The organism is Gemmatimonadota bacterium, from assembly GCA_026705765.1.
Classification (GTDB): domain Bacteria; phylum Latescibacterota; class UBA2968; order UBA2968; family UBA2968; genus VXRD01.
The window spans coordinates 39,216-54,015 of the sequence record JAPPAB010000054.1; the positions used below are offsets into that span (position 1 = coordinate 39,216).

The following is a 14,800-nucleotide window of genomic DNA, read 5'->3' on the forward strand; positions in this document are numbered from 1 at the left end:
ATGCTGGCCAGGCGAATTATTCCGTGTTTGGATGTGAAAAACGGTCGCAATGTGCGCGGGGTCAAATTTTCAGCCGATAAGGATGCCGGCGACCCTATTGAACTCGCGAAACGCTATGATGCAGAAGGTGCCGATGAACTGGTTTTTTACGATATTACGGCGTCGGCGGAGAAGCGCGATATTGTCGGCAAACTCGTGCGGCGCGTGTCCGAAGAGGTGTTTATTCCCTTTACGGTTGGCGGAGGCGTTCGCACGTATCAGGACATTCGCACAATTATCGAAGGGGGCGCGGAAAAAGCATCGATCAATTCGGCTGCCATACACACGCCTGAAATTATTACGCGGGGGGCTGAAAGTTTTGGATCGCAGGCAATTGTGGGGTCAATTGACGCAATTCGACAGCCGAATCTCGATCAAATAGAGGATGTGCAGTGGGAAGTGGTTATCAATGGCGGGCGCACATATACTGGGCGAGATGCCCTCGAATGGGCTGAGGAACTGGTGGACCGGGGTGCGGGGGAACTGGTTTTGAACAGCATTGATGCAGACGGTACAAAAGATGGATACGATATTGAGTTGAACAGCATGGTTGCCGAGCGCGTGGATGTACCGATTGTAGCATCTGGTGGCGCTGGCGGGCCAGAGGATATGTACGAAGTGTTGTCCGAAGGCAAGGCGAGTGCGGCATTGGCGGCGTCGATTTTTCACTACAGTCAATACAGTATTGCGGAAGTCAAAACCTATCTCGCAGAACGCGGGGTGCCAGTGCGTCCCAAAATCGAAATTGATTTGACATGAATGGGCTGAATAGACGGATAAATCGCAGAGCTTTGTTTGCCAATGTGCGTCGGATGGTGGTAAAATTGGGCACGCGGGTGGTGACGGCACATGGCAACACACTGAATCTCGCGGTGATCGACCGCCTGGCCGCCGATGTGGCGGATTTGAGAGATCGCGGTTTACAGGTGGCAATTGTGACATCCGGAGCCGTTGGCGCCGGTATGGGGCGATTGGGGGTGGCGGAGCGGCCGAGACGTTTGGCCGATTTGCAAGCTACGGCCGCGGTGGGGCAGGGATTGGTGATGGATGCGTACAAACGGGCATTTGAGGCACACGGCGTTCTGGTGGGGCAGGTGCTGTTGACATCAGATGATCTGGACAATCGCACGCGGTATGTGAATGCACGCAATACATTAGATCAATTATTTCGGTATGGTGTTGTGCCGGTTGTCAATGAGAACGACAGTGTGGCGGTGGAAGAATTGCAATTGTCTGTGGGCGAAAATGACCGCCTGTCCGCAATGGTGTCGCATCTGGTGGATGCGGACCTGCTGATGTTGCTGACCGATGTCGATGGGTTGTTTTTAAGTGATCCCGCAAAAGACCCAAACGCGCAACTGGTTCGGTCTGTGTACGGGATGCCCGAAGAACTCTACGCAACTGTGGGGTCTTCGGGGAGTGCGCTGGGACGCGGGGGAATGCGCACAAAGCTCAGGGCGGCGGAGGCCGTGATGCAAGGTGGGCAGATGGCAGTGATTGCAAATGGATGTACAAGCGGTTTGCGCGAAATTTTGGATGGGGCAGATTGTGGTACGTTATTTGTAGCGGATAATCGCAGTTTGAACAGTAGAGATTTGTGGTTGGCGCATTCCCGAAAGCGAGGGGGTGTGGTTGTAGATGATGGTGCAGTAGTAGCTTTGAGCGATGGAGGCAAAAGTTTGTTGCCTTCGGGTATTATTCGCGTTATTGGCGATTTTGAAGTTGGTGAGCTCATTGGCGTTGAATCAGAACAACGCGTTGAGATCGCGCGCGGTTTAACCCGATTTGACGCCGATGATGTGCGACGTATTCGCGGGAAAAAAACGCCAGAAGTTGCAGAAATTCTCGGGATCAACAATGGGGCGGTAGTTATCCATCGGGATGATATGGTGGTGTTAAATCGGAAGTAGGACAACCGACAACTGACGTTGGAGATTGTGTTATGCGCTCATTTTATCGGGGACAAAGTACGGTGTTGCCGGAAAACAGCCCGATGATACCGGGAAGTGCAAGGCGACGCCTGAATAGATTTTTGATATTTGCGCCCGTGGTGCTTTCGCTTTATTTGTTTTTTGCAGGAGATAGTGGGATTTTTCAACTCATAATGCGCAAGCAGCAAATTGCCGCATTAGAACGGGAAATTGAAACTATTCGCCAGCAGAATGCGATGCTGGAACGCGAGGCGAAATTGCTGGAAAACAATTTGGATGAAATTGAGCGCATTGCTCGAGAGCGCTATGGCATGGTGTATCCCAATGAATCGATTTATATGGTCTATCCCAATCCCCCAACAGTATTGGAGTCGCCGTGATTTGCCATACAGATGGGTTGGTGTTGCGCGGTTTTCGCATGAGTGAAAGCAGCAAGGTTGTGGTGCTGTTTTCTCGCGATTACGGCAAGTTGCGTCTGGTAGCCAAAGGAGCGCGACGCCCCAAAAGCAAATTTGGCGCAAGTCTTGAACCCATGACATGGGGGCATTATGTTTTTTATCGGCAAGATAATCGAGAGTTGCAAATATTGAGCGAAGGCGATATTGCACACGCTTTTGAATCGGTAAAACAACACTATGGTCGGATGGCAGCTGGAAGCGCGATATGCGAATTTCTGGATTATGTGACAGAGGATGAAGATCGCAACCCACTTTTGTTTAGTATTGCACTTGAAGCGATGCAATGGGTGGGGAGTATCGCTGAAATAGCGCTGGATGTACCGGTGTGGTATTTCCAGATTCGCGCTGCGGGTGCGGTGGGATATCGCCCCCATATGAGCGGGTGTGTTAAATGCGGTGCTCGGCTCCAGGGGCACCGTCTGGGATTTAGCCCCGGTCTGGGCGGTACACTGTGTGGCAATCACGCAGGGGAGGGCATGCGCGTGCAGTTCGAGACGATAAATTTTATGGCACATCTACAGGTGGGACGTCCCGATCGCATTGATCTTTCCCTCTTGCGGGGTGTAAACCGCGCAGAGGTGACGCGAATATTGCGCGCTTTTTTTGATCAACACATCGAATCGCGCTATCGCCCAAAGGCACTGGATTTTTTTGAACGCTTAAGGGCAGCAGAACCCGCAATGCCCTATCGCGCAGGGATACAGGATTTGTGATGAATCGATTTCTACAGCGATGGTTGGAGCGCGAAAAGCCGCTATTTCCCGAATTGCGCGCTATTCCACTGTTTCGGGAACTGAATCGCCGAGAGTTGCAGGCGGTGGTGCAACTTATAGAGATTCGCAAGTATTCAACAGGCGATATTATTTTTAAACAGGGTGCCCCAGGAGACGGCGTTTACGTAGTGTTAAGAGGGTGTGTAGAGGTGATTCAGAAGGATGGTGAAGACGGTGAGAACATGCTACTTGCCCAATCTGAATCCGGTTCCTTTTTTGGTGAAATAGCACTTTTGGAAGATGTGCCGAGAACAGCAGCAGCCGTGGCGACAAAAGATACCAGACTGGCACTTTTCCCGCGAGATGCACTGCACCAGTTGGCGGGACAACGACCGCATTTGGGGGCAAAAATTGCCATTCAACTTTCGCGGATTGTCGCGGAGCGATTGCGACAAACCAATCACAGTTTGCAGGTTGCCCGAGATGAGCTGGCGACAAAACAAAAAGAAGACGGAGAAGACGCGTCATGAATGAACCCTCATCTGGCGGTCTGGGCACGGCTCAGATTTTGCGTATTGTGATTTTTTTGGGCCTCATCGTTGTGGCGGTCTGGCTGTTATATACTATTCGAAGTACGCTGGTCCCTTTTTTTATTGCGTTTGTGCTGTCGTATTTTCTCATGCCCGTGGTTGATTTTCTCGAATCGTACCGCTTAAATCGTCTTATCGCCGTGGTTGTCGTCTTGCTGGCTGTTTTTGCAATTGTGGTCATTCCGCTTATTGTGGTCGCGCCTATGATTGTGCGCGGTACGGAGGATATGGTCAAGAGCATTATTGGTGAGCAGGGCACATGGTACTGTGTGGTAGAAAATATGGGCGATGATGTGGTGAAGATTGATCGGTTTGAGAGCGAGCTCGAAGATTTTAAGGTCGATGGCTTGCCCCTGGAATTGGCACCCGGTGGGGGAGACGCGGAATCTGCTGTCCCACAGGACAACCCAAAAGTGGTCGGTGGGAGAGATACACTGCGCGTGGTATTTTCTCCACAAGCGGATGAACTGCGCCAGGCGTCTTTGAGGTTGTACGGTTCGTCTGGCAGTCGGGAAGATTCTATTGTGTTGACGCTTAGGGGGAATATGGAGGATGTGTCATCGGTTTCGGATACAATGGCTTCGGTTCAATTTGGCACATCTAAAATTTTAATCTCGGCGACAAAATATGCGTTTGGCAAATACAAGCCCAGTTCTTTGATAGCACTCAAGTCAGTTTATGAAACTTCATTCCTGCCATGGCTGAAATCAGCTCAGATCTATCTCGAAGAAATTTTGCCAATGCTTAAGGGCCGCGATTGGGAGGAAGAAATTTTGCCAATGCTCAAGGGCCGCGATTGGATACAGGCCGCGAATCAGTACCTGCAAAACGTCGTGACAATTTTGCTTAAGGAAACTCCCGGATTGGTCGGGCAATTGCTATCGGGACTTGCCTTGTTCATCATTGTGCCTTTTGCTTTATTCTTTTTTTTAGCAGAGGGCAGAACGATCAAGCGTGCGATTATCGAGCAGGTGCCAAATCGATATCTCGAACTGATATTAAATCTGTTGCATCGCATTGACAGGCAATTGGGGAGCTATATGCGCGGTATGGTGTTATCTGTAATAATTGTTTCGCTTCTGTCAAGTACCGGACTTTATATCATCGGTCTGGAACATTTTTTGGTGATTGGTCTTCTCGCTGGTTTGGCCAATGTAATTCCCTATATGGGACCTGCGATTGGGATTATAGCCGGTGTTGTTGCCGCTGTATTGCAATATTCTGCGCTGAGTTTTGGTGTGGTTATTCCAGTGATTATAGTGTTTGCGATCGTTCAGCTCGTAGATAATGTTTTTGTCGCTCCTATGGTGGTTGGGCGCAGTGTTAATTTGCATCCTCTGCTCGTCATTTTTGCGGTGTTCGTTGGCAGCGAGTTGTTTGGCGCAGTTGGCATGTTATTGGCCGTGCCCACAACAGCGGTGATTAAAGTATCTGTGCGGACGATCTATGAGGGGTGGCGAAGTTATTCGGTTTAGGAGAGAAGGAGTAATGGAGACGATGAAGAATAGAGCTTTGGAGCGTGCATACGATCCAAAAGATATTGAAAAGACGTGGTATGATTTTTGGCACAGGAAGGGATATTTTCGCCCGGAGTTTCGCGCGACAGGTCCCGCCTATACGGTGACGATTCCACCGCCCAATGTGACGGGGGAGTTGCACATGGGTCACGCGCTACAGCACGCGATTCACGACGCGGTGATTCGATACAAACGAATGCGGGGATTTCGCACGCTGTGTTTGCCCGGTACAGATCACGCGGGTATTGGCACGCAGATGAAGGTGGAGCAAGAGATATGGGAGAACGAAAAAAAGACGCGCCGAGAAATTGGGCGCAGAGACTTATTAAAACGGATATGGGCCTGGCGGGAAAAATACGGCAGCACAATTTTGCGACAATTGCGCGAGTTGGGCTGTAGTTATGACTGGTCGCGCGAGCGATTTACAATGGATGAGGAGTACGTGCGGGCGGTGTTGGAGACGTTTGTGCGTTTTTACGAGAAGGGCTGGATTTATCGGGGCAAACGCATGGTGAATTGGTGCCCGCAGTGCGGCACTGTGATTTCCGATCTCGAGGTGGAAGAAAGAGAGGTCGATAGCCACCTGTGGCATATTCGGTACAAAGGGATAGATGACGCGCCCGATGTGGTTGTGGCGACAACGCGTCCGGAAACCATGCTGGGCGATACCGGGGTGGCGGTACATCCATCTGATGCGCGATGGCGCGATGCCGTGGGTAAAATGGTGATGCTGCCGCTTATGGATCGCTCTATTCCCATTGTGGCAGATGATTATGCCGATCCGGAAATGGGGAGCGGTGCAGTGAAGGTGACGCCGGGACACGATCCCAATGATTACGAGATAGGGCAGCGTCACGATTTGCCCGAAATCGCGGTTATTGGTCTGAATGGCGAGATGACAGAAGCTGCGGGTGCTTATGTCGGGCAGGACCGGTATGCGTGTCGTAAGGCAGTGGTCGAGGCACTCGACGAGCTGGGGTTGATGGAGAAAATTGAGGATTATACCCACGCGGTACCCCATCACGACCGCTGTGGCACGGTGATTGAACCGATGCCTATGGAGCAGTGGTTTGTGGCGATGCGCGATTTGGCCGATTTGATTTTGCCTCTTATGCGCGAAAAAAAGATCGATTATGTGCCGGATCGGTTTCGGGAATATTCGATTGAATGGTTGGAGAATATCCGCGACTGGTGTATTTCGAGGCAACTGTGGTGGGGACACCGCATTCCGGTGTGGACGTGTGAAAATTGCAGTGAGGTGATTGTGAATGCAGAACCTCCCGAAGTGTGTACAGCGTGTGGCAGCCAGCAGTTGATGCAAGATCCCGATGTGCTCGATACGTGGTTTTCCTCGGCGCTGTGGCCTTTTGCAACGCTGGGATGGCCCGAAGATACGGAGGATTTGAAGCTGTTTCATCCGACGGATTTGATGATTACGGGACGGGATATTTTATATCTGTGGGTGATTCGGATGATTATGACGGCTGTCGAATTTGTGGGCGAGATTCCGTTTCGGACGGTGCTGGTTCATCCCACGGTGCAAACGCGCGATGGCAAGCGCATGAGCAAGTCATTGGGTACGGGGGTTGATCCGCGCGAATTGATTGACCGCTATGGCGCAGATGCCACGCGCCTGTCGCTTTTGTATCAATGCGGCAGTTCGCAGGATATTCGGTTTGATGCCGATGTGAAGGATAATAAGTTACAAGATTCGCCTATTGCAGAAATGTGCCGCAATTTTTGCAACAAGATCTGGAATGCCGCGCGGTTTGTACAAATGAATCTGGACGATCGCGACATACGCGATGTGGCGTTGAGGACGGTCCCCGAGCGGGTCACGGACCTTTCTGATCGGTGGATTTTGAGTTTGTACAATCGCACGGTGTTGCAGGTTACAGAGGCTTTGGAGGCGTATCGCTTTGACGAAGCGGCGCGCGCGCTGTACGATTTTGTGTGGAGTGCGTATTGCGATTGGTATGTGGAGATGGCGAAAGTGCGCCTGTATGGCGATGATCAAAGCGCCCGTCAAACCGCGCAGTCGATTTTGTGTGTCGTGTTTGAAGGCACGCTGCGCCTGTTGCATCCCGTTGCGCCTTTTATTTCTGAGGCGTTGTGGCAAACATTTCCACGCGAAGGCGAAGCACTTATTGCCGCGCCCTGGCCCAAATGCGACAAGACGCAATTTGATAAAGCGGCGGAGCGAGAAATGGCTTTGATGCGGGATGTGGTGGGTGCTGTGCGCCATATTCGAGGTACAATGCGTATTCCGCCGGGCAAGCGCGTGGATGTGGTGTGTAAGACGGGTTCAGAGGAGGCGCGCGCGATTTTAACTTCTGTTCAGGGCTATATGAAGGCGTTGGGACGCATTGAAAATTTGACCCTCGGCGCGGCTTTGGAACGCCCGGCAGCGTCTGCGAGTGCTGTGGTTGGCGATGTGGAAATTTTTGTGCCTCTGGCCGGTGTGATTGATCTCACTGTAGAACGCCAGAGATTGGAAAAGGAGATTGGGGGATTGGAAAAGGCGCTGGGCGGGTTGGAGAAGAAGTTGAGCAATGCGGGTTTTTTGAACAATGCCCCCGCAGAGGTCGTGGCAAAAGAGCGCGAGCGCGAGCGCGAGTATCGGGATACACTGTCGAAGTTGCGGGAAAATCTGGCAGTGCTTTCAGAGGGAGATTCAAATGTCGAGCGTTAGATTCGGTATTATGGGATTGGGGCGTGGCCGCGGAGCAGCAAAACAGGTGGTAGCAGCAGAGGACAGTGCGCTGGTTTGCGTGTGTGATTTACAGGAAGACAAGGCCGTGGAGCAGGCCGAAATGTATGGATGCGACTGGACGACGGATTACAAGGCGATGTTTGCGCGCGATGATATCGATGCGATCGGTATCTATACGTCCAGTGGCACGCATTGCGATTACGCTATTGAAGCGATAGAAGCAGGCAAACATGCGTTTGTCACCAAGCCGATGGATATTCTCGTAGAAAAGTGCGATGCGGCGATTCAGGCGGCAAAAGATGCGGGAAAGGTTCTGGCAGTGGATTTTGGGAATCGCTATTCTAAGGCAAATCAGCAATTGAAGGCCGCCATTGATCAGGGGATCATTGGACAGATTTTTTTGGGTGATGTGAAGATGAAGTGGTGGCGCGAGCAGAGCTATTACAATGGCGGCTTTCCCGTGGGGTGGCGTAGCCGCAAAGAGACAGAGGGTGGCTCGATAGCCAATCAGGGTGTGCATTTTGTCGATCTCATCAGCTGGTTGCTCGGTCCGGTAAAGGAAGTTTATGGGCGCAGTGCAACCATGACACACGATATTGAAACGGAAGATATTACGATTGCACAGCTGACATTTCAAAGCGGCGCGTGGGGGCTGATTACGACCACGACATCGAGTTATCCAAATTTGGGGACACAAGTGGAGATCAGCGGCACGGAAGGTACTGTACGGTGGGATCAGCGCGGCGGTGTAGAAGTGATGACAAAGGATGAGGAATTGGTAGATTTGAGCCGTTTTGAAGTGCCCGATGCGCCTGCCGATATTGCAGAGGATATGGTTTCTGCTATCACCAAAGGCACGGATCCTGTTGTGTCGGGAGAAGAGGGGCGAAAGTCTGTTGAGATCTTTTGCGCAGCTTATGCGTCTTCAAGATCGGGTTCTCCGGTGGTTATTGATCAGCGGTGAAACATGTCTGAACAATTGGAAGAAAAACTCGGAATATTGCTTCGAGAATGGGGCTGGAATATTGCAGTTGCAGAAACCACGACAGGGGGACTGATCAGCGCTCGCATTGTTTCGGTTCCGGGCAGTTCGGCTTATTATGAGCGCGGGGTTATTGCGTATAGCGCGTTGTCTAAATGCGAGATGCTGAAGATAGATGAAAAGGTAATGGATACTTATGGGGCTGTGAGTGTGGAAGCCGCGTGCGCAATGGCCAAAGGCGTGCGAAATGTGAGTGGTGCAGATTTGGGCCTGGCCGAGACCGGGATCGCCGGTCCCATTCGCGGGCGGTCGCCCAAGCCTATCGGTACGGCGTATATCGCAGTTGCCGGTGCAGAAGGTGTGGTTTGTGAGGTCTTTCAGTTTGATGGAGACCGCGATGCGATTCGCAATGCGATAGCAGATGCTGCCTTGAAAATGGTGATTGAGGCGAAAAAAACAATTGATAACCGATAACGGATGTCACGCAATTTATTGAAAAAACTTTATTTTGCCACCATATCTTGTATATCTCATTTCAAATAAATCACAAGATATAGAGTCGCTGCATAATATCACCTGATAAGCTTGATTTTTTTTTCGTTCAGCCGTATTTTCAGTGCCCTGCGCGATGTTCGGTGAGTTCTGGTCCTGGAGGTTTGTATGAAAATTTCGGAAAAGATCCGCGGCGATGTCGCTATCTTGACCCTGTCGGGTGAATTGATGAGCGGCCCCGAGGTTGCCCCTTTTCAAGATCATATTAAAAAACTTGCAAGTGAGGGTGTAAAAAAGGTAGTGGTTGATTTTTCCAGGGTGAGATGGTTTGGCAGTGCCATGCTGGGTGTGCTAACGGCGAGTTTGACGACGTTGCGGGGTGAAGGCGGCGATTTGAGATTGACGGGCGTTACCAGAAAGATTGAAAGTATTTTGATGGTTACGCAGTTGGCAAATATTTTTACGACTCTGGATACAGTAGATCGGGCTGTGGAAAGTTTTGCCGATCAGGATGTGTAGAGATTTTTGTAAATTGTGGACTGAGCAACGTCCAATTTTTGAAGAGTTGTTCGCCAAATCGATGAGAGTCAAAGTTGACATTCGCGACCAGGTCGCGGTTCTGAGTGTATCGGGTACCCTGATGAGTGGTCCTACAGTCGTTCCTTTTCAGCACTATGTCGAAGAGGTCATGGCCGATGGCATTACAAATGTCGTGGTCGATTTTTCCAGAGTGAAATGGTTTGGCAGTACGATGTTGGGAGTATTGGCGGTCAGCCTGGAGATGTTGAGAAATGCCGGAGGTGATCTCAGGTTGGCTGGCATTGCAAATCGGATGGAGAGTTTGATGATGGTCGGAAAATTGTCGTCACATTTTCGCACGCTGGAATCCGTTGACGCGGCTATCGAAAGCTTTGTATCCGACCCGCCGGGGAGACGGGAAGTATAAATCGCCCCAAACTATCATCTATATTTCGTTCATAAAAAAGGGGTGCGGTCATTATCGCAATCCCTTCTTCTTTTAGAAGAAAATACCGCAAAGTATTTAGCTCCATCGGCCCGGCGATGAGGCTCTATATTGAAAGGAGACACATCGTATGTTGCATCGTATGATCCCCCCAGCACTGATGTTCTTATGTGCTTTTGTACAGTGCAGCGAAAAACAACCCGTGCCACCCAAATACACCGGCGATCTTCCGCAATTGCAGGATCGGGGCGTATTGCGAGTTATCGTCAGTGAAGAACCGATTACTTATATGCCCCGACAGGCGGAGCCGGTGACCCTGGATTACGATATCGCCCATAGTCTGGCGGATGCACTCAAGCTGAAGTTGGAGCTTGTAAAGGCCGATAATTATGTCCAGATGTTGGAAAAACTTCTCGAGGGCGAGGGCGATATTATCGCCTCCAGCTTGACGATTACACCGGATCGAGAAAAGATAGCCGCGTTTTCAGTTCCGTATTTATACGTCGATGAATATTTGATTACAGCGCGGGCAGATAGTCTGCCCGAGACAGTAGCTGATCTCGCCGGTATGGAGATTAGCGTGCGGCAGTCCAGTTCGTATTATCAGACCTTGATCGATGTTCAAAAGGAAGTGCCTTCTTTACGCATCCACACTGTGTCAGATACGCTCGGTACCGAAGATCTGGTCAAAGGCATTGCTCAGGGCGAATACAAAGCGACTTTATGCGACGCGCATTTATGGCATGCCATCGCCAATTATCACGATAATCTCGTTGCGCCACTCGTTGTGGCCGAAGCGCGTCCACTCGCCCTGATGATGCGCCCCAATGATACAAAGCTCAAGGTCGTGGTGGATGAGTATTTGCTGGCGCATCAATTTACGCGCCAGCGCCAGCAGACATTTACCGATGATCTACCTGGCCTTAAAGAACGCCGCCGGTTGCGGATGATTACGCGCAATAATGCGATGACTTATTTTATTTACCGGGGGCAGCAGATAGGGTTCGAATACGAGCTTATAAAGCGATTTGCCTCGCGGCACGATCTGCGTCTCGAAATTGTTATTCCGAATAGTCACGCCGAGCTGTTGCCGTATTTGAATGGAGGCAAGGGCGACGTCGTGGCGTCGGCGATGACTATTACTGAGGAACGGCAAGAGCAGGCGGCATTTACGCTACCCTATAATGAGGTGAGTGAACTGGTGGTGGTGCACGCGGATGACGATTCGATTGCCAGCCTCCAGGATCTGGCTGGACGGACGATACATGTGCGCGCCAGTTCTTCGTTTTATACGACGCTGATGGCATTGCGGGATTCCGTCAAAGGTCTCGAGATTGCAATAGTGCCCGACGATGTAGAAACCGAAGATATTTTGGCTGGAGTTGAAGAGGGTATTTATGATCTCACGATGTGCGATTCCCATTTGCTCGATATAGAACGCGCGTATGGCCGCCGCCTCAAAGCTGCTTTGAGTATAAAGCCCGCAGCACTGGGTTGGGCGGTTCGCAAGGATAATTCAGAGTTGCTGACGGCATTGAACGAATACATAAAACAAGAAAAAGGCGGCTTGTTTTTTAATATGATGAAAAAGAGGTATTTTAAGAGCACGCGCGCTGTTGCCAGAGCCAAAGATTCAATGCGGGTCGGTTTGAGCGGGCAGTTGTCGCCTTATGATGATCTGACAAAAAAATACGCCTCTCAATACGGGCAGGACTGGCGGTTGATTACCGCACAGATGTACCAGGAATCTAGATTTGATCCAGGGGCTGTCAGTTGGGTCGGTGCGCAGGGGCTGATGCAGGTGATGCCGAGCACGGGAGAGCAGTTGGGATTTACCGATCTTCACGACCCCCAGGAGAGCATTCACGCAGGGGTCAAGTATATGCGTCAGCTTATCAACCGGTTTGATCACAATTTGCCTATGGAAGAGCGGATTCGCTTTGCGCTGGCTTCTTATAATGCGGGATACGGCCATGTGCTCGACGCCCGCCGTCTGGCGCGAGAAATGAGATGGGATCCCAACCGCTGGTTCGGCAATGTGGAAAAGGCGATGCGCTTGCTGTCCCAACCGGCCTACTACGAGCGGGCGCGATACGGTTTTTGTCGTGGCGGTCAACCCGTACACTATGTCGAAAATATTCAGAATTTCTACGATGCTTATGTCGAAATACTGAATACGACAATACCTGCGAAGGTGACACAGCCGCTTAGCTCAGGCCTCGGCGGACCTCCGCCTATTGTAGAAGATCGCCGCTGAGTCTCCATCCCTTTTAAAAACAGGTATTGCTCAAAAATAGAGCAATACCTGTTTTTATTTTCGGTTTTATCTTTCTGCATCAATCCGCGGTCTGATAAATCTCAGATCCTTTTTCTTTGAACTCTCGCGCTTTTTCAGCCATGCCGATTTCGAGGGCTTCGGCTGATTCTATGCCTTTTTCTTCGGCATAGGCGCGCACGTCTTGCGTGATTTTCATGCTGCAGAAATTGGGGCCGCACATGCTGCAGAAGTGTGCGATTTTGGCGCCCTGGGCAGGTAGTGTTTCGTCGTGATAAGAGCGGGCTGTATCGGGATCGAGCGAGAGATTGAATTGATCTTCCCACCGGAACTCAAAGCGCGCTTTTGACAGGGCGTCGTCCCAGTCTTGCGCGCCTTTGTGTCCTTTGGCGAGGTCGGCGGCGTGAGCGGCTATTTTGTACGCGATCAGGCCGTCTTTTACATCTTGCTTGTTCGGCAAGCCGAGGTGTTCTTTTGGGGTGACGTAGCAGAGCATAGCCGTGCCATACCATCCGATCATTGCCGCGCCAATGGCGGAGGTGATGTGATCATAGCCCGGCGCAATATCTGTGGTGAGAGGCCCCAGGGTATAGAAGGGGGCTTCGTGACACCACTCCATTTGTTTATCGACATTTTCTTTGATGAGGTGCATCGGGATGTGCCCGGGGCCTTCGTTCATGACTTGAACATCGTATTCCCAGGCGATTTTGGTGAGTTCACCCTGGGTTTGCAATTCGGCAAACTGCGCTTCATCATTGGCATCGGCAATGGATCCTGGGCGCAACCCGTCGCCGAGAGAGAATGAAATATCGTATTGTTTCATTACTTCGCATATGTCGCGGAAACGGGTGTAGAGAAAACTTTCCTGGTGATGGGCGAGACACCATTTGGCCATGATGGAGCCGCCGCGAGATACGATGCCTGTGACCCGTTTGGCGGTGAGGGGCACATAGCGGAGCAGTACGCCGGCATGCACGGTGAAGTAATCGACGCCTTGTTCGGCCTGTTCGATGAGGGTGTCCATAAAGATGTCAAAGGTGAGGTCTTCGGCAACGCCGCCCACTTTTTCCAGAGCCTGATAAATCGGCACTGTTCCGATGGGTACGGGAGAGTTGCGGATGATCCACTCGCGGGTTTCGTGGATGTCTTTGCCCGTAGATAGGTCCATCACCGTGTCGGCACCCCATTGGGTGGACCACTGCATCTTTTCGACTTCTTCTTCTATAGAGGAAGTGACCACCGAGTTGCCAATATTGGAATTGACTTTGACGAGGAAATTGCGCCCAATGATCATGGGTTCGCTTTCGGGGTGGTTGATATTTGCCGGGATGATGGCGCGGCCTCGCGCAACTTCTGAGCGCACAAATTCGGGATCGACATTTTCCCTGATGGCGATGAATTCCATTTCGGGCGTGATTTCACCGCGTTTGGCATAGTGCATCTGCGTGACGTTGCCTGTGCCGCGAAGAACGGTTTTGCGGCGAAGATTTTCCGGGATTTCTGGTGCCTCTGGCTGCGGGGCATAGGTTGGTGTGACATCCTCGACATCGCCCCGCGCCCGTATCCACGGTTCGCGCAAAGGGGGCAGACCATTTCGCACATCCCCACCTTGTGGTCCGCTGGTGTCATAGACGTAAACGGGATCTTCACCATTTGTCAGAGATATTTTGCGGGCAGGAACGCGAATTCCGTGTTTGCCTTCGAGATAGACTTTTGTAGCGTTGTTGCCATTCTGGTTGCTCATTGCCTTCTCCTTAAAAAAAAATAACCGACGATGTGTGCGAAGGCATCGGCGGTTTGTATCTCCATAATGCGCCGTGTTCCCTTCGCTGGCATTACCCAGATCAGGTTCGTAGGGTGTGTTCTCAGCCTTTCGGCACCCCTGTACGGTCAGCGTTGTTTTGAAAACGTAAGGAATATATTGGCGTCTGTCAAGTGTTATGGAGAACGTCTTGACCTGGGGATGTGAAAATGGTATCTTTGCAAAACTGAAAGAAGACAGGGGTGCTTGCTGCTGCGAGCTGAGATTATACCCTTTGTACCTGATCCGGATCGTGCCGGCGTAGGGAGTTTGTTAAACGGATGGTGAAACCACCTTTCGACTCTGCGCGGAGGGTGGTTTTTTT

At 51.1% G+C, this 14,800-nt stretch carries 13 protein-coding genes and 2 riboswitches; of the genes, 12 read left to right on the plus strand and 1 reads right to left on the minus strand.

Annotated elements, in window-relative coordinates:
• The 12 genes from hisF to mltF all read left to right on the plus strand — a co-directional run bounded on the left by hisF (position 1) and on the right by mltF (position 12,656).
• Entirely contained in the window at positions 1 to 798 is a 798-nt protein-coding gene (gene hisF, locus OXH16_06595) for an imidazole glycerol phosphate synthase subunit HisF (GenBank protein MCY3681046.1), read from the plus strand.
• Positions 795 to 1,949, plus strand: coding sequence for a glutamate 5-kinase (gene proB / locus OXH16_06600; protein ID MCY3681047.1), 1,155 nt, complete (start codon positions 795 to 797; stop codon positions 1,947 to 1,949). The genes hisF and proB overlap by 4 nt, the downstream gene beginning before the upstream one ends.
• 32 nt (positions 1,950 to 1,981) lie before the next feature.
• Positions 1,982 to 2,350, plus strand: coding sequence for a septum formation initiator family protein (locus tag OXH16_06605; protein MCY3681048.1), 369 nt, complete (start codon positions 1,982 to 1,984; stop codon positions 2,348 to 2,350).
• Entirely contained in the window at positions 2,347 to 3,141 is a 795-nt protein-coding gene (gene recO / locus OXH16_06610; protein MCY3681049.1) for a DNA repair protein RecO, read from the plus strand. Before OXH16_06605 ends, recO begins: the two co-directional genes overlap by 4 nt.
• On the plus strand, positions 3,141 to 3,671 hold the full coding sequence (locus OXH16_06615) for a cyclic nucleotide-binding domain-containing protein (protein ID MCY3681050.1): 531 nt from the start codon (positions 3,141 to 3,143) through the stop codon (positions 3,669 to 3,671). The genes recO and OXH16_06615 overlap by 1 nt, the downstream gene beginning before the upstream one ends.
• Positions 3,668 to 5,206 (plus strand): AI-2E family transporter, encoded by a 1,539-nt coding sequence (locus tag OXH16_06620; protein ID MCY3681051.1) that lies wholly within the window; start codon positions 3,668 to 3,670, stop codon positions 5,204 to 5,206. Before OXH16_06615 ends, OXH16_06620 begins: the two co-directional genes overlap by 4 nt.
• Before the next feature lie 22 nt (positions 5,207 to 5,228).
• The gene (locus tag OXH16_06625) at positions 5,229 to 7,940 is read left to right on the plus strand and encodes a valine--tRNA ligase (protein ID MCY3681052.1); all 2,712 of its coding nucleotides are present in this window, start codon (positions 5,229 to 5,231) and stop codon (positions 7,938 to 7,940) included.
• Positions 7,927 to 8,925: a Gfo/Idh/MocA family oxidoreductase gene (locus OXH16_06630; protein ID MCY3681053.1), complete on the plus strand. Its 999-nt coding sequence runs from the start codon at positions 7,927 to 7,929 to the stop codon at positions 8,923 to 8,925. Before OXH16_06625 ends, OXH16_06630 begins: the two co-directional genes overlap by 14 nt.
• 3 nt (positions 8,926 to 8,928) lie before the next feature.
• Complete coding sequence (locus OXH16_06635; GenBank protein ID MCY3681054.1) at positions 8,929 to 9,417, plus strand: CinA family protein; 489 nt, start codon at positions 8,929 to 8,931, stop codon at positions 9,415 to 9,417.
• A gap of 186 nt (positions 9,418 to 9,603) precedes the next feature.
• A complete protein-coding gene (locus tag OXH16_06640; protein MCY3681055.1) occupies positions 9,604 to 9,954 on the plus strand; it encodes an STAS domain-containing protein in 351 nt (116 codons plus the stop codon).
• A gap of 61 nt (positions 9,955 to 10,015) precedes the next feature.
• Positions 10,016 to 10,381, plus strand: a complete 366-nt coding sequence (locus OXH16_06645) for an STAS domain-containing protein (protein MCY3681056.1) — start codon at positions 10,016 to 10,018, stop codon at positions 10,379 to 10,381.
• 178 nt (positions 10,382 to 10,559) lie between these two features.
• Positions 10,560 to 12,656, plus strand: coding sequence for a membrane-bound lytic murein transglycosylase MltF (gene mltF, locus OXH16_06650; protein ID MCY3681057.1), 2,097 nt, complete (start codon positions 10,560 to 10,562; stop codon positions 12,654 to 12,656).
• 79 nt (positions 12,657 to 12,735) lie between these two features.
• On the opposite strand, the gene thiC is transcribed toward mltF, so the two are convergent.
• A complete protein-coding gene (gene thiC, locus OXH16_06655) occupies positions 12,736 to 14,418 on the minus strand; it encodes a phosphomethylpyrimidine synthase ThiC (GenBank protein MCY3681058.1) in 1,683 nt (560 codons plus the stop codon).
• 60 nt (positions 14,419 to 14,478) lie between these two features.
• Positions 14,479 to 14,568, minus strand: a riboswitch (TPP riboswitch).
• 96 nt (positions 14,569 to 14,664) lie between these two features.
• Positions 14,665 to 14,760, plus strand: a riboswitch (TPP riboswitch).
• The last annotated feature ends 40 nt before the right edge of the window (positions 14,761 to 14,800 follow it).

Bases quoted from the DNA above. Each gene is read 5' to 3' on its own strand.
- hisF (MCY3681046.1), top strand. From the start codon at position 1: ATGCTGGCCAGGCGAATTATTCCGTGTTTGGATGTGAAAAACGGTCGC.
- proB (MCY3681047.1), top strand. From the start codon at position 795: ATGAATGGGCTGAATAGACGGATAAATCGCAGAGCTTTGTTTGCCAAT.
- OXH16_06605 (MCY3681048.1), top strand. From the start codon at position 1,982: ATGCGCTCATTTTATCGGGGACAAAGTACGGTGTTGCCGGAAAACAGC.
- OXH16_06615 (MCY3681050.1), top strand. From the start codon at position 3,141: ATGAATCGATTTCTACAGCGATGGTTGGAGCGCGAAAAGCCGCTATTT.
- OXH16_06620 (MCY3681051.1), top strand. From the start codon at position 3,668: ATGAATGAACCCTCATCTGGCGGTCTGGGCACGGCTCAGATTTTGCGT.
- OXH16_06625 (MCY3681052.1), top strand. From the start codon at position 5,229: ATGAAGAATAGAGCTTTGGAGCGTGCATACGATCCAAAAGATATTGAA.
- OXH16_06630 (MCY3681053.1), top strand. From the start codon at position 7,927: ATGTCGAGCGTTAGATTCGGTATTATGGGATTGGGGCGTGGCCGCGGA.
- OXH16_06635 (MCY3681054.1), top strand. From the start codon at position 8,929: ATGTCTGAACAATTGGAAGAAAAACTCGGAATATTGCTTCGAGAATGG.
- OXH16_06640 (MCY3681055.1), top strand. From the start codon at position 9,604: ATGAAAATTTCGGAAAAGATCCGCGGCGATGTCGCTATCTTGACCCTG.
- OXH16_06645 (MCY3681056.1), top strand. From the start codon at position 10,016: ATGAGAGTCAAAGTTGACATTCGCGACCAGGTCGCGGTTCTGAGTGTA.
- mltF (MCY3681057.1), top strand. From the start codon at position 10,560: ATGTTCTTATGTGCTTTTGTACAGTGCAGCGAAAAACAACCCGTGCCA.
- thiC (MCY3681058.1), bottom strand. From the start codon at position 14,418: ATGAGCAACCAGAATGGCAACAACGCTACAAAAGTCTATCTCGAAGGC.